The organism is Solicola gregarius (assembly GCF_025790165.1).
Classification (GTDB): Bacteria; Actinomycetota; Actinomycetes; order Propionibacteriales; family Nocardioidaceae; genus Solicola; species Solicola gregarius.
Map to the genome: position 1 here is coordinate 1,822,038 of NZ_CP094970.1, position 16,628 is coordinate 1,838,665.

At 67.9% G+C, this 16,628-nt stretch carries 19 protein-coding genes; 9 read left to right on the forward strand and 10 right to left on the reverse strand.

Translation table 11 applies throughout. The features are described 5' to 3' along the window. Positions 1–5: 5 nt before the first annotated feature. The 3 genes from L0C25_RS08975 to L0C25_RS08985 form a co-directional block, all read right to left on the reverse strand. Positions 6–1,217: an acetyl-CoA C-acetyltransferase gene (locus tag L0C25_RS08975; RefSeq protein ID WP_271636134.1), complete on the reverse strand. Its 1,212-nt coding sequence runs from the start codon at positions 1,215–1,217 to the stop codon at positions 6–8. A gap of 243 nt (positions 1,218–1,460) precedes the next feature. Then, positions 1,461–1,940 carry a hypothetical protein gene (locus tag L0C25_RS08980; protein ID WP_271636135.1) on the reverse strand — a complete coding sequence of 160 codons (480 nt, stop codon included), beginning with the start codon at positions 1,938–1,940 and terminating at the stop codon, positions 1,461–1,463. Between the two features lie 36 nt (positions 1,941–1,976). Further along, positions 1,977–3,164, reverse strand: a complete 1,188-nt coding sequence (locus L0C25_RS08985) for a DUF6973 domain-containing protein (RefSeq protein ID WP_271636136.1) — start codon at positions 3,162–3,164, stop codon at positions 1,977–1,979. 75 nt (positions 3,165–3,239) lie between these two features. On the opposite strand from L0C25_RS08985, the gene L0C25_RS08990 reads away from it, so the two are divergent. Further along, on the forward strand, positions 3,240–3,956 hold the full coding sequence (locus L0C25_RS08990) for a MerR family transcriptional regulator (protein WP_271636137.1): 717 nt from the start codon (positions 3,240–3,242) through the stop codon (positions 3,954–3,956). On the opposite strand, the gene L0C25_RS08995 is transcribed toward L0C25_RS08990, so the two are convergent. From L0C25_RS08995 to L0C25_RS09005, 3 genes are all read right to left on the reverse strand, one after another. Beyond that, positions 3,877–4,806 (reverse strand): phosphatase PAP2 family protein, encoded by a 930-nt coding sequence (locus tag L0C25_RS08995; protein ID WP_271636138.1) that lies wholly within the window; start codon positions 4,804–4,806, stop codon positions 3,877–3,879. The two genes, L0C25_RS08990 and L0C25_RS08995, sit on opposite strands and share 80 nt — an antisense overlap. A 217-nt stretch (positions 4,807–5,023) precedes the next feature. Further along, entirely contained in the window at positions 5,024–6,166 is a 1,143-nt protein-coding gene (locus L0C25_RS09000) for an acyl-CoA dehydrogenase family protein (RefSeq protein ID WP_271636139.1), read from the reverse strand. 13 nt (positions 6,167–6,179) lie between these two features. Further along, entirely contained in the window at positions 6,180–7,331 is a 1,152-nt protein-coding gene (locus tag L0C25_RS09005) for a CaiB/BaiF CoA transferase family protein (RefSeq protein ID WP_271636140.1), read from the reverse strand. Positions 7,332–7,458: 127 nt separating this feature from the next. Between L0C25_RS09005 and L0C25_RS09010 the strand changes: the two genes are divergently transcribed. Beyond that, positions 7,459–8,259, forward strand: a complete 801-nt coding sequence (locus L0C25_RS09010) for an alpha/beta fold hydrolase (RefSeq protein WP_271636141.1) — start codon at positions 7,459–7,461, stop codon at positions 8,257–8,259. 7 nt (positions 8,260–8,266) lie between these two features. On the opposite strand, the gene L0C25_RS09015 is transcribed toward L0C25_RS09010, so the two are convergent. After that, positions 8,267–8,629, reverse strand: a complete 363-nt coding sequence (locus L0C25_RS09015; protein ID WP_271636142.1) for a DUF488 domain-containing protein — start codon at positions 8,627–8,629, stop codon at positions 8,267–8,269. Positions 8,630–8,753: 124 nt separating this feature from the next. Here L0C25_RS09015 and L0C25_RS09020 point away from each other — a divergent pair, with 124 nt between their 5' ends. The 7 genes from L0C25_RS09020 (at position 8,754) to L0C25_RS09050 (ending at position 14,060) form a co-directional block, all read left to right on the forward strand. Beyond that, the gene (locus L0C25_RS09020) at positions 8,754–9,821 is read left to right on the forward strand and encodes an FAD-dependent oxidoreductase (protein ID WP_271636143.1); all 1,068 of its coding nucleotides are present in this window, start codon (positions 8,754–8,756) and stop codon (positions 9,819–9,821) included. Positions 9,822–9,933: 112 nt separating this feature from the next. Continuing rightward, positions 9,934–10,365, forward strand: coding sequence for a hypothetical protein (locus L0C25_RS09025; protein WP_271636145.1), 432 nt, complete (start codon positions 9,934–9,936; stop codon positions 10,363–10,365). Positions 10,366–10,381: 16 nt separating this feature from the next. Continuing rightward, the gene (locus L0C25_RS09030; RefSeq protein WP_271636147.1) at positions 10,382–10,792 is read left to right on the forward strand and encodes a hypothetical protein; all 411 of its coding nucleotides are present in this window, start codon (positions 10,382–10,384) and stop codon (positions 10,790–10,792) included. A 103-nt stretch (positions 10,793–10,895) separates the two neighbouring features. Continuing rightward, complete coding sequence (locus L0C25_RS09035) at positions 10,896–12,335, forward strand: fatty acid desaturase (RefSeq protein ID WP_271636149.1); 1,440 nt, start codon at positions 10,896–10,898, stop codon at positions 12,333–12,335. A 145-nt stretch (positions 12,336–12,480) separates the two neighbouring features. Further along, positions 12,481–13,071 (forward strand): TetR/AcrR family transcriptional regulator, encoded by a 591-nt coding sequence (locus tag L0C25_RS09040; protein ID WP_271636150.1) that lies wholly within the window; start codon positions 12,481–12,483, stop codon positions 13,069–13,071. 168 nt (positions 13,072–13,239) lie between these two features. Further along, the gene (locus tag L0C25_RS09045; RefSeq protein WP_271636151.1) at positions 13,240–13,578 is read left to right on the forward strand and encodes an ArsR/SmtB family transcription factor; all 339 of its coding nucleotides are present in this window, start codon (positions 13,240–13,242) and stop codon (positions 13,576–13,578) included. Continuing rightward, complete coding sequence (locus L0C25_RS09050) at positions 13,575–14,060, forward strand: SRPBCC family protein (protein WP_271636152.1); 486 nt, start codon at positions 13,575–13,577, stop codon at positions 14,058–14,060. The genes L0C25_RS09045 and L0C25_RS09050 overlap by 4 nt, the downstream gene beginning before the upstream one ends. A gap of 102 nt (positions 14,061–14,162) precedes the next feature. On the opposite strand, the gene L0C25_RS09055 is transcribed toward L0C25_RS09050, so the two are convergent. Genes L0C25_RS09055 through L0C25_RS09065 form a run of 3 tightly spaced genes read right to left on the reverse strand, consistent with a single transcriptional unit; the run spans position 14,163 to position 16,620 of the window. Next, positions 14,163–14,897 (reverse strand): amino acid ABC transporter ATP-binding protein, encoded by a 735-nt coding sequence (locus L0C25_RS09055; RefSeq protein WP_271636153.1) that lies wholly within the window; start codon positions 14,895–14,897, stop codon positions 14,163–14,165. Further along, a complete protein-coding gene (locus L0C25_RS09060; protein ID WP_271636154.1) occupies positions 14,894–15,754 on the reverse strand; it encodes an amino acid ABC transporter permease in 861 nt (286 codons plus the stop codon). Before L0C25_RS09060 ends, L0C25_RS09055 begins: the two co-directional genes overlap by 4 nt. Beyond that, positions 15,751–16,620 (reverse strand): ABC transporter substrate-binding protein, encoded by an 870-nt coding sequence (locus L0C25_RS09065; RefSeq protein WP_271636155.1) that lies wholly within the window; start codon positions 16,618–16,620, stop codon positions 15,751–15,753. The genes L0C25_RS09060 and L0C25_RS09065 overlap by 4 nt, the downstream gene beginning before the upstream one ends. Between the last annotated feature and the right edge of the window lie 8 nt (positions 16,621–16,628).

Below are 16,628 nucleotides of genomic sequence, written 5' to 3' on the forward strand. Positions count from 1 at the left end.
GCTCGTTAGAGACGCTCGATGACGGTGGCGACTCCCATGCCACCGCCGACGCACAGGGTGGCCAGGCCGTATCTCTGGTCGCGGCGCTCGAGCTCGTCGATCAGCGTGCCGAGGATCATCGCGCCGGTCGCGCCGAGCGGATGACCCATCGCGATCGCGCCCCCGTTGACGTTCACGATGTCGTGCGGCACCGAGAGGTCCTGCATGAAGCGCATGACGACGCCGGCGAACGCCTCGTTCATCTCGATCAGGTCGATGTCGCCGACCTCGAGGCCGGCCTTGGCGAGTGCCTTGCGGCTCGCCGGCGCCGGACCGGTCAGCATGATCGTCGGCTCCGAACCGCTCACGGCGGTGGAGAGGACGCGCGCACGCGGCGTGAGGCCGTTGCGCTTGCCGGCGTCCTCGCTGCCGACCGCGACGATCGCCGCACCGTCGACGATGCCCGAGGAGTTGCCGGCGTGATGGACGTGGTTGATCCGCTCGACCTCGGTGTACTTCTCCAGCGCGACGGAGTCGAACCCGGCGAAGTCACCCAACGCCTCGAACGACGGCTTGAGGCCGGCGAGGCTCTCGACGGTCGTGCCCGCGCGTACGAACTCGTCGTGGTCGAGGATGGTGAGGCCGTTGCGATCCTTCACCGGAATGACCGACTTGGCGAAGTAGCCGTTGGCGATCGCCTTCGCCGCCCGCGCCTGCGACTCGGCTGCATACGTGTCGACGTCGGTACGCGACCAGCCGCCGATCGTTGCGATCAGGTCGGCACCGATGCCCTGCGGGACGAAGTCGGTGGTGAACGCCGTCTCGGGGTCCATCGCCCACGCGCCGCCGTCGGAGGCCATCGGCACGCGGCTCATCGACTCCACGCCGCCGGCGAGGATCAGGTCTTCCCAGCCGGAGCGGATGCGCTGCGACGCCTGGTTCACCGCCTCCAGGCCGGACGCACAGAAGCGGCTGAGCTGGACGCCGGCAACGGTGTAGGGGAGACCGGCCGCGAGCGCGGCGGTCTTGGCGATATCGCTGCCCTGGTCACCGATCGGGGTGACGCAGCCGAGCACGAGGTCCTCGATCTGCTCGGCATCGAGCTGCGGGTTGCGGGCCTGGATCTCGTGCAGCAGGCCGGTGACCAGGCTGATCGGCTTCACTTCGTGCAGCGACCCGGTCTTCTTGCCGCGACCCCGCGGAGTGCGGATCGCGTCGTAGATATACGCCTCGGTCATGACCAGCCCTTCGGTTTCGGCGATGTCTCGGGCGCGTACGCCCGGGCACAGTCAAAGTTACTGCCCAGTAGCGCACGGCGCAAACCGTCGCCACCATTGTGACACCGTTACTGTCACGGTGGCCAGGCTCGGGCGCTGTGGCGGCGCTCACGCCGACGCTTCGGAGTCGGTGTGGGATAGCTGGACACCTATTCCATCAATCGCACACCGACGCCCGGAAGGAGCGGGTCAGTCCGCCGGCGTCTAGTCCGCAGGTTCGCGGATGCGGAGCAGACCGGGCGGCCCGTTGGGATGCGCGGGGGTGATCTCGGCCGCCGGACTGAACGCGTTGGTGCCGTTCCAGGTGAGCAGGTCGGGTGCGACGGAGATGGCGCGGAGCACCTCGCCGTCGCGTACGAAAACGAGCAGGTTTCCGGCCGTGTAGTAGTACTTCTCGCTCAGCACCGCACTGCCGACGTCGTCGGCGATCTTCTCCGCCGACGCCCCTTCGGAGTACACGTACACGTTGTCCCAGGTGAAGTTGGTCAGCCGAGCGAGCTCACGTGTCTCACCGCGCTTACTCATACCGACGATGGTCGCCGACAGCCGCTCGTCGTACTCGACCGCCGACCCGCTCGAACTGTTCACGTCGCCGCCGTTCTCTCCATCGGACTTGGACCCACATCCCGTCGTCACCGCGCAGATCGCCGCGAGCACGGCGATCAGGGCCGCTGAGGCTCTCATGCGCGCGAGCCTACGCATTCGGCACCGCGGATCGAATCAGCTCCCGCTGCCATGCTCGTTGTGACTGTCCGGGTCGGCGTTCGAGTCCGGGTCGTTGTCGGGATTCCCATCCTGCGGCGGGTTGGGAAGATTGTCCGAGTCTGCGGTCTCGCCACCCTCCTCGATGGTGTTGCTCCACACCAGGTGCCCGTCCGGGCCGATGACGACCATGTCGCCGTTTCGTACCGCTTCCTCGATGAGGTTGGCGATCTCCTCGTCGCTCGCATCGGGATTCTCCGATGCGATCCGGCGTCCGACCCCGTTGTTGTACAGGTCCATCGCCTCGCGCAGCGAGTTGTTGCCGGGTATGCCCTCGTGCGCGTTCGTGTAGTCCTCGGTCCAGTCCTCGCCGAACCGGCGCGTCATCAGGGCGTTCCAGTACGCATGCCGGAACGCGTCGTTGTGATTGTCGTTCTGGTCCTCGGGCGTGAACCGGTCGTCGGCCGTGGAGAACGCGTCCTCCTTGATGTCCTTCATGTCGAGCAACGCCAGGATTCCCAGGTTGCCGAGCATCCAGGCCTCGGACGCCGTCACCGTGCCGACGCCGGGGATGTTCACCAGGCCGTCCGGATCATCCTCGACCTGGTACTCCTTCTCGATGTCTGCGAGGGTGATCGGCCCGCCGGAGAAGATCTTGTTCATTGCGATGACGATCGCGGTGCTGGCGCCGTAGTTGGCGAGCAGCACGGCGCCGTCGTCGGGTCCCGCGTTCAGAACCCTTGCGACGTCCCCGGCGCCGTCGTCGAGCGCCTTCTCGGCCTTGCCGAACTCGACGCGCAGCTCCTGCGCGTACTTTCCCTTCGCCTCGGCGACATCGCCGTCGTGCTCCTCGGCCGACCCTCCCATCGGCACGTCGAAGTCGCGCTCCTTCGCCGCCGCCCAGCGCTCGTTCAGGTCGTCGACGGCGTAGTTGAAGATGTCGACATAGTCCGCGTACAGCTCGATCGCGCCGGAGCACACGTCGGCGCCCTTGGCCGTGGTCAATGCATCGCGCTGCGCCGGATCGGTCGGCCCGGCGATCGCGCCGTCGAGCGTCCCGTCGACGGCGTCGGCCGCGCGTTGACGCGGCCCGTCCATGGCGTTCTTCACGGCGACGAGTGGCTTCGAGGAGTTGCCGACAGTGTCCGCGTTACCGCGGATCGTCGCGCTCGCGACGGGGTACCTCTCGAATGGCGGTCCGGTCATGGCGCGACGCTACCCAGAGGTAGGGTCACCGCCCGGCCGACGAACTATCTCACGCGGCCGCGTTATCGTGCAGCCATGCCAGACCGGACTGCCGACTCGCTGAGCGTCGAGGAGCTTGCCGCACGTGTCGGCATGTCGGTACGTACCGTGCGCTTCTACGCCGGGCGCGGGCTCATCCCGCCACCGCGGCGCGAGGGGCGCAACGGCTACTACGGTCCCGACCACATCGCGCGCCTCGAGCTCGTACGCGAGCTGCAGGCGCACGGCTTCACCCTGTCGGCGATCGAGGGCTACCTCGAACGCGTTCCGGACGACGCGACGCCGCAAGACATCGCGTTGCACCGTACGCTCCTCGCACCGTGGATGCCGGATCTGCCGGAGACCCTCTCTCGTGCAGAGCTCGTGGAGCGTACGGGCCGCGACCTCGCGGACGGCGACATCGAGATCCTGGTCGCCCTCGGCACGGTCGAACCGACTCCCGACGAGGACGTGTTCCGCGTGGCGCCCGCGCATCTCGGGCTCGGCGTCCAGATGCTCGACACCGGCATCCCGCTCGACGCGGCCATTGCGGCGCAACACATCTTCACCGAGCATGGCCGCGCGATCGCCGAGGAGCTCACGACGGTGTTCCGCGAGATCGTCTGGCCGCACTATCGCGAGAGCGGCCAGTCACCCGAGGCGATCCGTAAGCTGATCGAGCACTACAAGCCGCTCACCGTGCAGGCTCTCGTGATGAGCTATGAGGCCGCGGTGAACGAGACGCAACGAGAGACGGTACGTCGCCGCCGCTGAACGGCCGCTCCACTTCCGCCCCGTGGGCATGACGTTCGGGTGCGACGCGCCGGCGTGTTGCCACTCGAACGTCATGCCCACGGTGGGGGTGGGGTAGGCGCGGGTACGGGAGTACGACGGGGTGCGCGAGCCGTCGCACCGGAGCCCACCTGCGTACGGCGTGGTCGGCGACGAGCAACAGGGCGCCCGCGACCGCGGCGTCGAGCCAGTAGTGGTTACCCGTGCCGACGATCACCAGCAAGGTGACGGTCGGGTGCAGGATCCACAACCACCGCCGCGGTGACCGGCCGGCCCGGATGATCCCGATCGCGACGACGACCGCCCACCCGAAGTGCAGGCTGGGCATCGCCGCGAACTGGTTCGCCACGCTGTCGGTCTGCGGCGCCGCGTGGTAGACCGACGGGCCGTACGCGGCCGCGGTGTCGATGAAGCCGAGGTTGGAGAGCATCCGCGGCGGCGCGAGCGGGAACAAGGTGTGGATCGTCAGCGCCGCGCCGGTCATCAGGATCAGCACCGTACGAAGCTGCAGGTAGTGGTGGCGCGAGCGAAGGAACAGCCACACCAGGAACAACCCGGTCAACGGAAAGTGCACGTACGCGTAGAAGGCGTTCGCGAGTCGCACCAGGAGATCGCTGGACAGCAGGACGTCCTGCACGTGCAGCTCGCTGGGCAGCCGGAGCAGGGACTCCGCGTTGACGACGCGGTCGGCGTTGTCGAACGCCACGGCATCGGGGTGTGCGATCAGCAGCCGCGCATACTTGTAGACGAGGAACAACCCGACGACGATCACGATCTCCCCGACGACGAACCACTGCGTCGGGATCGTCCGAGATGCCCGCGCCTTCAACATCGTTCCCCCTGAACCTGGCTTCCGCGATCACTTCACTCTCGCGAAATCGCCTCGGGAGCGATATGGGGCTGAGCCCCCCGTTCGACCCTGGACTCAACCCCACGTCACCTCAGGGGTGCCGCGTCAACCGAGTCCGCCGAGGTACGTCGTCCTGCCATAGCTGGGTGCTCTATTGGCAGGACGCCGTACCTCGGCGGGTTCTGGGGCTGGTCGCGGGTCAGAGGCCCATGGTGCGGCCGATGATCTCCTTCATGATCTCGGTGGTGCCTCCGTAGATCGTCTGGATGCGCGAGTCGGCGTACGCCTTGGCGATCGGGTACTCCGACATGTAGCCGTAGCCGCCGTGCAGCTGGAGGCACTTCGCGGCGACCTTGTTCTGCAGCTCGGTCGTCCACCACTTCGCCATCGCCGCGTCGCTGATCGACAGCGTGCCGGCGTTCAGCTCCTCGATGCAGCGGTCGACGAACACGCGCGCGATCTGCGTCTCGGTCGCGAGCTCGGCGAGCACGAACCGGGAGTTCTGGAACGACCCGACCGGACGCCCGAACGCCGTGCGCTCCTTGACGTACGAAAGCGTCATCTCGAGCATGGCCTCGCATGCCGAGGCGGCAACGACCGCGATCGACAGCCGCTCCTGGGGCAGCTTCTCCATCAGATAGATGAAGCCGTTCCCCTCCTCACCGAGGAGGTTCTCCTTGGGTACGCGTACGTCGGAGAAGAACAGCTCGGCGGTGTCCTGGGCCTTCATGCCGAGCTTCTCGAGGTTGCGGCCGCGGTCGAAGCCGTCCATGCCGCGCTCGAGCACGAGCAGCGAGACCCCCTGAGCACCCGCCTCGGGATCGGTCTTGACCGCGACGATGACCAGGTCGGCGTTGATGCCGTTGGAGATGAACGTCTTCTGCCCGTTGACGAGGTAGTGGTCGCCGTCGAGCTTCGCCGTGGTTGCGATGTTCTGCAGGTCGGACCCCGTGCCGGGTTCGGTCATCGCGATCGCGGTGATCGTCTCACCCGAGCAGAACTTCGGCAGCCAGCGCGCCTGCTGCTCGTCGTTCGCATAGCTGAGCAGATAGCCGGAGACCAGGTCGGTGTGCAGCATGAAGCCGACGCCGCTCGCGTGTGCACGGGTGAGCTCTTCGTCCAGCGCGGCATTGAACCGGAAATCCGTCACGCCGCCACCGCCGTACTCCTCGGGCATCATGAAGCCGAGCAGTCCCTGCGCGCCGGCCTTCACCCACAGGTCGCGCGGCGTGATGCCGGCCTCTTCCCATGACGCGTGGTGCGGGCTGACCTCCTTCTCCACGAAGGCCCGGACCGTCTCGCGGAACGCGTCGTGGTCGGCGTCGAACAACTGTCGCTTCATGGCCGGCTCCTGTTCATTCGTCGGTTGCCTGTACGGCGACGCCGCGGTCGATGAGTCCGTCGACATCGGCGATGCCCCATGCCTGCAAGGCGTCACGTGTGTTCGCGCCAACCGGCGCGGGTGGGGTCGAGAGCCCGGCGGGCGTACGCGAGAAGCGTGGTGCGGGTGCCGGCTGGGTGACGCCGTGGTGTTCGAGGTACGTCTCCCGCTCGGCCAGGTGCGGATGCCGCGGCGCCTCGCTGAGGGGTACGACCGGCGAGACGCATGCGTCGCTGTCGGCGAACAGCTCGGCCCACTCCGCTTGCGTACGTGCGGCGAAGGTGTCGCCGAGCACCTTGCGCAGGGCGGGCCATTGCGCCGGGTCGTTGCGGTCGGGTGGGTCCTCGAGCCCGAGGCGCGCGACCAGCTCGGCGTAGAACTGCGGCTCGAGCGCGCCGACCGCCATGTGCCGGCCGTCGGACGTCTCGTACACGTCGTAGAACGGCGCACCGGAGTCGAGCATGTTGGTGCCGCGCTCGTCGCGCCACGCGCCGGCGCCGGACAACCCGACGAGCATCGTCATCAGGTGTGCGGCGCCGTCGACGATCGCCGCGTCGACGACCTGCCCCTTGCCGGACGTACGCGCCTCGAGCAGCGCCGCGAGCACCCCGACGACGAGGTACATGCCGCCACCGCCGAAGTCACCGAGCAGGTTGGCCGGCAGCTGCGGCGGCCCGCCGGCACGGCCGATTCCGTGCAGCGCTCCGGCGACGGCGATGTAGTCGATGTCGTGGCCGGACCGTTGCGCGAGCGGCCCGTCCTGGCCCCATCCGGTCATCCGGCCGTACACCAGAGCGGGGTTGCGCTCCAGGCACTCGTCGGGTCCGATACCGAGGCGTTCTGCGACACCCGGGCGGAAGCCCTCGAGCAGCACGTCGGCCTCGGCGACAAGGTCGAGGACGGTCGCGACGCCGTCGCGATGCTTCAGGTCGAGCGCGACCGAGGGACGGCCGCGGGTCACCAGGTCATACGCCGGCGCTGTGAAGACAAGGCCACCCCCGGGCCGATCGACGCGAATCACGTCGGCGCCGAGGTCCGCGAGGGTCATTGCGGCGAACGGGCCCGGCCCGATGCCCGCGATCTCGACGACGCGTACGCCGTGCAGCGGCCCACTGTGCTCACCCATGCCGACAATTGTGACAGTTCCGCTGTCACGGTTGTCAAGCGAGTGCCTCCGCGCGTACACCGCATCGCGGATCGAGTACGCGCCGACCGGGACATCCTCGATGTGACAGTGCTAGTGTCCGGATGCCATGACCGACCTCGACATCGCGATGACGCGCACCGGTGCCGGTGAGCCCGTCGTACTGCTGCACGGCATCGGACACCGTCGCCAGGCGTGGGACCCGATCATCGAGCTGCTCGCCACGGACTACGAGGTGATCGCGGTCGACCTCCCGGGCTTCGGCGAGTCACCCGGCCTCCCGCCCGCGCTGACGTACGACATGGCGACGACGATCGAGAACTTCGCACAGACCTTCGCCGATCTCGGCCTCGACCGGCCGCACGTCGTCGGCAACTCCCTCGGTGGCGCGATCGCCCTCGAGCTGGGCGCACAAGACCTGGTCCGGTCGGTCACCGCGCTGTCACCGGGCGGGTTCTGGAAGCCGTACGATCGCAAGCGCGCACTGCTCCTGCTCGGGTCGCTGCGGATGTCGGCGATGGTCCCCGAGTCGACCCTGCGCCGGATCGCGCACAGCCCCCGACTGCGGGCGCAGGCGATGCGACAGATCGTCGCCCACCCCGAACGCCTCACCGACGAGCAGTTCGTGGCGGACGCGCTTTGCATGGCGCGCTCTCCGGGCTACAAACCCACCGCGCGTGCCGCGGCGAAGTACGACTGCCACGCGGTGCCGGTCGTCCCGACGACGATCGCGTGGGGTACGCGCGACCGCGTACTCCCGCCGCGCCAGGCCGCGATCGCCCGCCGACGGCTGCCCGCAGCGCGACACCTCTCGCTTCCCGGCTGCGGTCACGTACCGATGATCGACGACCCCGAACTCATCGTGCAGGTGATCCGCCTCGGCGTCTCGCGGCAGGACGCCGCGGCTTAGACCCCGTTCAACCCCGGTTGCGGAGTATGTCGGCGAGAACGACCGCGTGACTGTGGTCGACATCCTTCGTGGCCGTGAGCAGGGTGAGCGTATCGCCGCTCACCTCCACGAGCAGGCCCTCGATCGCGTCGTCGGCGCTCGCGAGCTCCGCCCGATATCGGGCGGCGAAGTCCTCGAAGCGCGCAGGATCGTGGCCGTACCACATGCGAAGCTCCGGCGACGGTGCAACCTCCTTGTTCCAGGAGTCGAAACCGGCCTCGTCCTTGCTCACCCCGCGCGGCCAGAGGCGATCGACCAGCACCCTCGTGCCGTCGGAGACGGTCGCGTCGTCGTACACGCGCTTGACCTGGATGTTCTCTGGGCCGGCCATCTCCTGACCGTACGCCCACCGGTGACGCGTGTCAGAACGACATGACTCGCACGCCGGCACGACCTATGGCGTGGCTCACCGCGGATCATGGACGGTTCGGCCCCGCCATTGCGTTGACGCCGATATGGAGAGTTCGCGTACGGCTGACGTCGTGGTGATCGGCGCTGGGCAGGCCGGACTCTCCGCGGCGTACCACCTGCGGCGTCGTGGGCTCGAGCCGTACGAAGGCTTCGTCGTACTCGACGCCAACGCGCATCCGGGCGGCGCCTGGCAGCATCGCTGGCGTTCGCTGACGATGCGCGATGTGCACGGCGTCGCCGCGCTGCCGGGCACCGACGCGCCGCATCCCTCCGACGCCGATCGCGCCAACCGGGCCGTGCCTGCATACTTCGCGGACTACGAACGCTCGCTCGCACTTCCGGTGCTGCGGCCCGTGCGGGTCGGTCGGGTCACCGACGGACCCGGCGCCGCGCTGACCGTCCACACCGACGTCGGCAACTGGGTCGCCCGGGCGATCGTCAACGCCACCGGCACGTGGGGTCAGCCGTTCGTCCCGCACTACCCCGGCGCCGACGAGTTCCGCGGACGCCAGCTGCACACCGTCGAGTACGACGGCCCGGGGGAGTTCGCCGGACAGCGCGTACTGGTCGTCGGCGGCGGAGCGTCCGCGGTGCAGATCCTTGCCGAGCTCGCGCCGTACGCCGAGACGACCTGGGCCACGCGCCGTCCACCCGTCTGGCGCGACGGGCCGTTCGGACCGGAGGACGGCCGTGCCGCCGTCGCATTGGTCGAGGAGCGCGTACGCCAGGGGCTGCCACCGCAGAGCGTCGTCAGCGTCACCGGGCTGATGCTTCGCGAGCAGGAGAAGGACGCGGCCGCGGCCGGCGTGTACGAACGGCTGCCGATGTTCGCCCGGCTCACCACCGACGGCGCGGTCTGGCCGGACGGTCGTCCGGAGCGCTTCGACGCGGTGCTCTGGGCGACGGGCTTTCGTCCTGACGTCGCACATCTCGCGCCACTGCACCTGCGCGAGCCGACCGGCGGGATCGCCCTCGACGGCACCGAGGCCGTGCGCGACCCGCGCATCCAGCTCGTCGGATACGGCCCCTCGGCGAGCACCATCGGCGCCAACCGCGCCGGACGGGTCGCCGCGCGCAACGTACTGCGGAGGCTCGAGCCCGCCGCCGCATGATCGGTCGGGGCCGCAGCTCGGCGTTCCCTGTGTCGTCGCAGTTCCTGCCCCGGTGGGTGCCATGGTCCCGTGGCTGGGCAAGACACCTACCGGCCGACGAGACGGGGCGAGGATGAGGCAAACACAGAGATCGTGGCGGCGCGTGGTGGCCGCGACGGTGACGATGGCGGCAGCAGCGGCGTGCCTGGCGTCTGGGACCTCGAGTGCCGACGCGGTGGAGCCGGAGGCGATGGCCGCGAACGACTACTGCTCGGCCGGCGGGATCACCGACGTCGTCGACCGGACCAACGACGTCTCCGGCGGCGGGTGGATGAACTGTGTCTCCCCGGCCCAGTTCCAACGCCTCTGGGTCACCCTTTACCGCGATGGTGTCCCGATGGACTCGGCCGTCTGCGAGCGACCGTCGTCGTACGCGTGTGACGCCTACGTGCGCGCGTACGACGATGCACCCGGGGCCCAGACCTGGCAGACCGAGGTTCGCGCGGAGTGGCAGAGCGGCATGCCCGGCAATGTCACGGTGTGGACCAACACCCTGCTCCACTGATCGGCAAGGAGACATCATGAGACGACCACTCATCTCGGCCGGTGCAGCATGCGCAACGGCCATCGCGACGATCGCCGTCATGTCCGGCGCGCCATCGACGGCCAGCGTGCCGGTCGACTCCGGCACGGATTCGGCGTACGGGTGCTCCCTCTGGGCACTTGCCGACGTCGTCGACGGGAAGCCGGAGATCTACGCAGGCGGCGGCGTCAACTGCGATCCGGCCGAAGCCAAGCTGATCACGGTCTCGCTCTACCAGGACGGGCAGCTCGTGCATGAGGCCACGTCCGAATGCGGAATGACGACCGCCTGCGCGACGAACACGCCGACGGCGTTCAACCCCGACGGGCTGCAGGAATGGTGCGCGCGTACGTGGAGCGGCGGAGACCTGTCCAACCCGCCTCCGGCCTGGAGCTGCTTCTGGGACTGAGTGCCGTCAGCACGGTGGAGTGCGAGCGCGCACTTTACAAACCACCATCTCTTGTCGACCGGTTGTACAAACGCTACGGTTTTGTAAACCTCAGGCGGGAGTCATGATGATCGACGAGACCGGCACCATCCCCGACGGCTCGACCGATCAGTGGCGGGACAAGAAGCGCTACCTCTGGTTGATCGGCCTCGTCGTGCCGTCGCTCGCCTTCGTGGCACTCGGCATGTATGCCTTGACCGGTTGGGGCTTGTGGTTCTGGATCGGCCCGATCGTGATCTTCGTGATCGTGCCCGCGATCGACCTGCTCACCGGCCTCGACCGGTCCAACCCACCCGACGACGTGATCGAGGCGCTGGAGAAGGACAGGTACTACCGCTGGATCACGTACGTCTTCCTCCCGGTCCAGTACGCCGGATTCGGCACCGCATTCTGGGTCATCGCGCACGGCGACCTCTCGGTGGTCGACAAGATCGGACTCGCGATCTCGATCGGCTGCATCGGGGGAATCGGCATCAACACCGCGCACGAACTCGGACACAAGAAGGAGAGCCACGAGCGCTGGCTGTCCAAGATCGCGCTTGCACAGAGCTTCTACGGGCACTTCTACATCGAGCACAACCGTGGGCACCACGTACGCGTGGCGACGCCGGAGGACCCGGCCAGCGCGCGCATCGGCGAGAACTTCTACCAGTACTGGCCGCGTACCGTCGCCGGGTCGATGATGAACGCGTGGCGACTGGAGCAGCGCAGATACGCCCGCCGGAGCAAGCATCCCTTCCGCGTCGGCAACGACGTGCTCAACGCGTGGCTGATGTCGGCGGCGCTGTGGGCCGCGATGCTGGTCTGGCTCGGCGCCGGCATCCTGCCGTACCTCGTCATCCAGGCGGTGGTCGGATTCTCCCTGCTCGAGGTGATCAACTACATGGAGCACTACGGCATGCTGCGGCAGCGGGTCGGCGTCGGCAAGCACGAACGGTACGAACGCGTCGACCCGTCACACAGCTGGAACTCCAACAACATCGCGACCAACGTTTTGCTCTACCACCTGCAACGGCACAGCGACCATCACGCGAACCCGACGCGTCGGTACCAGGCGCTGAGGGACTTCGAGGAGTCGCCCGTATTGCCCACCGGGTACGCCGGCATGATCATCCTGGCCGTCGTACCGGCGGTGTGGCGCCGGGTCATGGACCCGCGGGTGCTCCGCCACTTCGGCGGCGATATGAGCCGCGCGAACATCAGCCCGCGCAAGCGGGCGAGGGTGCTGCACCGGTACTCGTCGCCGACGCCGGACACGGGTACGTCCGGGTCGGCCGTGCCGACGCATTCCGAGGCGGTCGGGGCGCCCGGACAGGAACGGGCGGCGGGCGGGCGGTGCCCTGGTTGCGGGTACGTCTACGACGAGCGGATCGGTGCACCGCGTGAGGGGTTCCCAGCGGGTACGCCGTGGGCCGATGTTCCCGACTCGTGGGCGTGCCCCGACTGCGGCGTACGCGAGAAGGTCGACTTCGTGGTCCTGACCCGAGCGGACGTCGAGCGATGAGATTCCCTAGGTCAACCTTAGGCGGCTTGGAGTTGCATCGCGCCTCCGTGGAGTTGGGGGTTGTAGGGGGTGTGGTCTTGCCAGCAGCGCCAGATGACGCGGATCCAGGCGCGGTCGCGGCGCTCGCGTGCCGTAGGTTCGTGTCATGACGGTTGCACGGCCGCGAGCCGCACCGCAGACGCATCGGGGGCGCATCATCGCGGCGGCCGCACGCATCACGACCGAGTCGGGTTGGTCGGACGTCACGATGGCACGGCTCGCCAGCGAGGTCGGCGTCAGCAGACAGACGGTCTACAACGAGATCGGCGCCAAGGACGCGCTGGCCGAGGCGATGGTCCTGACCGAACTGCAACGCTTCCTCGGTGTCGTCGAGGAAGCATTCGAGGTGAGTCCGCACGACCTGGTCGACGCGATCCGCGCGGCCGCGTACGGCGTGCTCGACCTCGCCCTGGACAACCGACTGCTGCAGGCGATCGTGTCGGCCACGCACGGGGCTAGTACCGAGTTGCTTCCGTTGCTCACAACGCATTCGGGCTCACTGCTCGCGACCGCCAAGGAGGTCGTCGCGCGGCGGATGCGTACGTACGAGATTCCGCTCGATGCCGACCGTCTCGACGCACTCGTCGACCTCGTCGTACGCACCGTGCTCAGCCAGGTGATGCAGCCGAACAAGTCACCGGCCCGCTCCGCCGACGACCTTGCCTGGTTGGCCGATCGGGTTCTCCGCTCGCACTGACTGCTCCCGCCCCGGAGCGGTCTATGCGGGATTGATGGATTCCCCGGAGCGGTCGGTGTGGGATTGATGGATACCTATTCCACCGATCGCACAACGACCGCTTGACATGCGCGGAGAGTCAACCTACGCTTTGATCAACCGATCAGTTGATAAAGAGTTAGGTTGATCATGAAGCGGAACGAGGAGCACCTGGACCGGGCGTTCATGGCCCTGGCCGACCCCGTACGCCGGGCGCTCATCGCGCGACTGTCTCGCGGACCGGCGACGGTCAACGAGCTCGCCGAGCCGTTCGACATCACCAAGCAGGCGATCTCGCGGCACATCTCGGTGCTCGAGGGCGCGGGCCTCATCACTCGTACGCGGGACGGCCAGCGCCGGCCCTGCCATCTCGATCCGGCGGCGCTCGAGGCGCTGACCGGGTGGATCGACGAACACCGGCTCAACGCCGAGCGGCAGTTCCGCCGCCTCGACAAACTGCTCACCACCATGAAAGAGGAAGAACAATGAGCACCAACCCCACCACCATCACCACCGAGCCCGGCACCCCGTTCATCGACATCGAGCGGGTAGTCGACGCGGCGCCGGCAACGGTGTTCCGCGCGTACACCGAACCCGACCTGGTCGAGCAGTGGCTCGGCCCACGCAGCCTGTCGATGAAGGTCGAGGAGTTCGATGCACGCCAGGGCGGCAGCTACCGCTACGTGAACACCGACGACGAAGGCAATACGTACGGCTTCCGCGGCGTGTTCCACTCGGTCGACAAGGACGAGCGGATCATCCAGACCTTCGAGTTCGACGGCGCACCCGGCCTGGTCGCCATCGAGACCGCAACCTTCGAGGACCTCGGCGACGGGCGTACGCGCGTACGTGCGCATTCGGTGTTCCCGTCCGTCGAGGCGCGCGACGGCATGGCGGAGTCGGGTATGGAGGTAGGCGTCAACGAAGGGTACGAGCGACTCGACGAGCTCGTGGCGAAGCTCGACGCGTGATCGCCCACCGGCCCAAACCCAGTGAGCCGGACGTTTGCGCGCGACACGCCGGCGTGTCTCCACTCGAACGTCCGGCTCAGGGGGCGGGTTTGGGCTCGCGCGTCAGGTCGCGAGGAAGCGGCGCAGGAACTCCGCCGTACGCGCGCTGCTCGGCGACTCGAACACCTGCGCCGGCGTACCCGACTCCTCGACACGCCCGCCGTCGAGGAACACCACCCGGTCGGCGACGTCGCGTGCGAACGCCATCTCGTGCGTCGCCATCACGATCGTCATCCCCTGGGTCGCTAGATCGCGGATGATCTCGAGCACCTCGCCGACCAGCTCGGGGTCGAGCGCCGAGGTGATCTCGTCCAGCAGCAGCACGTGCGGGTCCATCGCGAGCGCGCGTACGACGGCGACGCGCTGCTGCTGACCACCCGACAACCGGTCGGGGTACGCATCCGCCTTGTCCTCGAGGCTGAAGCGCCGGAGCAGCTCATGCGCCTGGGCCTCCGCCTCGCCGCGCTTCGTACCCACGACGAACCGCGGGCCGAGCGTGACGTTGTCGAGCACGCTCAGATGCGGAAACAGGTTGTACGACTGGAACACCATGCCGAGGTGGCGGCGTACCTCGTCGGCATCGACGCGTGGGTCGGTGATCTCGCGATCCTCGAGCCACACTGCGCCGTCGTCGACGACCTCGAGCAGATTGATGCAGCGCAACAGGGTCGACTTGCCCGACCCGGACGAGCCGATGACGCACACCACGTCGTGGGCGTCGACGCTCAGGTCGATGCCGCGGAGCACATCGGTGTCGCCGTAGCGCTTGCGGAGTCCCTCGACGCGCAGCAGAGTCATGCGCCCGCCCCCTCGCGCCGGCTCGCCCGCAGCGACAACCAGTCGGTGAGCCGGGCCAGCGGGATCGTGGCGACGATGAAGAATCCCGCCGCCACCACGATCGGGGTGAAGATGAAGTCGCGGCTGGAGTACTCCTGTGCACGCCGCAGCGCCTCGACCAGCCCGATCACGGAGACGAGCGCCGTGTCCTTCTGCAGCGACACGAAGTCGTTCAGCAGCGGCGGACCCACCCGGCGTAGCGCCTGCGGCAGGATCACCCGCCGCAGCGTCGTGAGGTACGACATGCCCAGCGACCGTGCGCTCGCCCACTGGCTCGGGTGCACCGACTGGATTCCCGCGCGGATCACCTCCGCGACGTACGCGCCGTAGCTCAGCGTCAAGGCGATCACGCCGAGCCAGAACGGACTCGCCGGAGTCCCCTGCAACTGCAGCGCCGGCATGCCGAACCCGACCAGGATGACGACCAGAAGCGTCGGCGTTCCGCGGAACACATCGGTGTAGACGATCGCGATCAGCTTCACCGGTGCGAGCGCGGGCGACGGGAGCACCCGCACGATCGCGACCACGAGCGCCAGCACAAGCACGGCGACCTCGGTGACCATGAACAGCTTGATGTTGAGGACGAACGCCTCGCCGATGTCGGGGAACGTGCGCTTGACGTCCGACCAGTTGAAGTACACCTCGTGCACGCGGTCCCAGCCGGGCGCGCTGACGACGGCGTACCCGATGAGCATGATCACGACGACCGTCGAGATCGTCGCGATGGCCGCTCGATTCAGGGTGCGCCGACGACGGAAGCGGATCCGCTCCTGTTGCCGGTCGCTGACGACCCAGGGGTCGGCTGCCTCCTCGCTCACGAAAGCTCAGGCACCTTCGTCGTCTCCGATAGCCACTTCTTCTCGAGCTCGGCGAGGGTGCCGTCGCTCTTCAGATCGTCGATCGCGGCGTTCACGCACGAGACGAGCGAATTGCCCTTCTCGAACAGCAGCCCGAACTCCTCGGTCTCGCCGGTCTCCGGCTGGAACTGCCCGACCAGCTTGCTCCCATCAAGTACCGCCGCGGTGATGTAGTAGCCGGACGGCAGGTCGGCGATGAGCGCGTCGATCTGGCCGGCCTCCAGCGCCTTCGTCGCCTGGTTGGTGTCGTCGTAGATCGCGGGCTCCTGGTCGGGGCCGATCTGGTCGATCGCCTCCAGCGAGGTGGTGCCCACCTGCGCGCCGACCTTCGCGTCTTTGAGTTCGTCGAGGCTGATGATGTCGGCGTACTCGGAGTCGTCCATCGTGATCACCGCCTGCGCGGCGGCGTAGTACGGCTCGGAGAACGTCACGGCCTGCGCGCGCTTCTCGGTGATGGACACCTGGTTGATGTCGAAGTCGAACTTCTTCTCACCCGGCTGGTAGCTGGTGTTGAACGGCACCGACGTCCACGTCACCTCGGACTTGTCGAAGCCGAGCCGGTCGGCGATCGCGTACGTGACCGCGCTCTCGTACCCCTTGCCGTTGCTCGGATCATCGTCGCTGAACCACGGGTCGTACGCGGGTGTGTCGGTCGCGACGGTCAGCGTGCCGGATTCGTACAGGTCGAGCTGGTCGGGCGTGCACTCGCTGAGCTTCGCGGGCTCCTTGCTCTGTGTGTCGTCGCTGCTGTCGTCCTCTGGAGCGCAGGCGACGACGCCGGCGAGGAGCAGGGCGGCGAAGGTCGCGGTACGTGCGGGGGTGTTCATGGACGAAA